The 1,389-nt window shown below is 49.2% G+C and carries 1 protein-coding gene; it reads left to right on the forward strand.

The annotated features are described in order from the left end of the window. Positions 1-76: 76 nt before the first annotated feature. A partial coding sequence (gene fliF, locus U9P07_10105; protein ID MEA2109757.1) for a flagellar basal-body MS-ring/collar protein FliF occupies positions 77-1,389 on the forward strand: 1,313 nt, incomplete at its 3' end.

The following is a 1,389-nucleotide window of genomic DNA, read 5'->3' on the forward strand; positions in this document are numbered from 1 at the left end:
GCGGCGGACAATCGGGGACATTGCTTTAGCGCGCCCAACAGAATAATTAATAGTTTTGACCGGGGAGAGCACTGTCATGTTTGACTGGATGAAGCAAATACTGAATCGGCTGAAAGGCCAGACAGCTCCGATGAGAATTGCTCTGGTTGGAGGGGTGGTGGTGCTTCTAGTTGGTCTGGCTGTGGCCGTAGCCGTTACCATTAGTACTTCCTTTAAACCGTTGTACTACAATCTGGATCCCGATGCCGCTGCCGAAGTTGTTCAGTTTCTTAAAAAAGAGCGAATCGAATATCGACTTGTTGATCAGGGTCGGGTAATCAAGGTTGCCCGTAAAGACGTCTATGAAACCAGGCTGAAACTGGTGGGAAGTAATCTGCCGCGTGGTGGGGTTGGTTTTGAAATTTTTGATAAAAGTAATCTCGGGATTACCGAATTTGTTCAGAATATCAATTACCAGCGGGCTCTACAGGGTGAACTGGCCAGAACCATCAGGGAAATTCGCCAGGTGAAATCGGCCAGGGTGCATTTAGTTATCCCGAAAAAATCGTTATTTATTGAAGAGCAGAAAGAGGCGACGGCCTCGGTTATTTTAAAAATGAAACCGGGAAACCGGCTGAATAAGAAACAGGTAGAGGGGGTGATGAAGCTGGTTGCCGGCAGCGTTGAAGGTTTGCAGCCGGTACAGGTAACCGTATTGGATACCCGGGGTATGGTACTGTCCCAGGAAATCCTGCAGTCTGCTGATGATAAAACCATGACCGCCAGGCAGATAAGTATCAAGCGGGAATATGAAAGCAATCTGGAAAAAAGATTACGGACGATGATGGAGCGGGTTGTGGGGTTGCAGAAAGTGGTGGTCAGGGTTTCAGCCCCGATGGATTTCAGCCAGGTGGAAAAGACTGAAGAGCTGTTCGATCCGGATCTAACCGCGGTTCGCAGCGAACATCTTCTTTCAGTGGCCAATCAGGAACCGGCTGCAGCCGGTCAGGGTGCACCTGGAGTTGCGTCAAATGTGCCTGGGGCGGCAGCTCAAGCTCCGGCGGGAGCTGGGGCAAGTGCCAGTAAAAAAGATGATCAGACCAGGAATTATGAGGTTAGTAAAACGGTCAGCCATACATTACTGCCGGTGGGCACGGTGAAAAACATCAGTGTTGCCGTCCTGGTGGATGGGATATACGAGGAAGCCGGCAAAGATCAAAAACCGGAATTTGCTCCCCGTTCCGACGCGGATATGCTGGTTTATACCAGTATGGTTAAAAAAGCCATAGGTTTCAATAAAAAACGGGGAGATCAGGTTGAAGTAGCCTGCGTTCCTTTTGATACGGCCTCAATGGCTGAAGAAGTAAAAGCCATGAAGTCGGCTGAACGGTATCATCTTATCATGGTTGG

It is taken from the genome of Pseudomonadota bacterium (assembly GCA_034660915.1).
Taxonomy (GTDB): Bacteria; Desulfobacterota; Anaeroferrophillalia; order Anaeroferrophillales; family Anaeroferrophillaceae; genus DQWO01.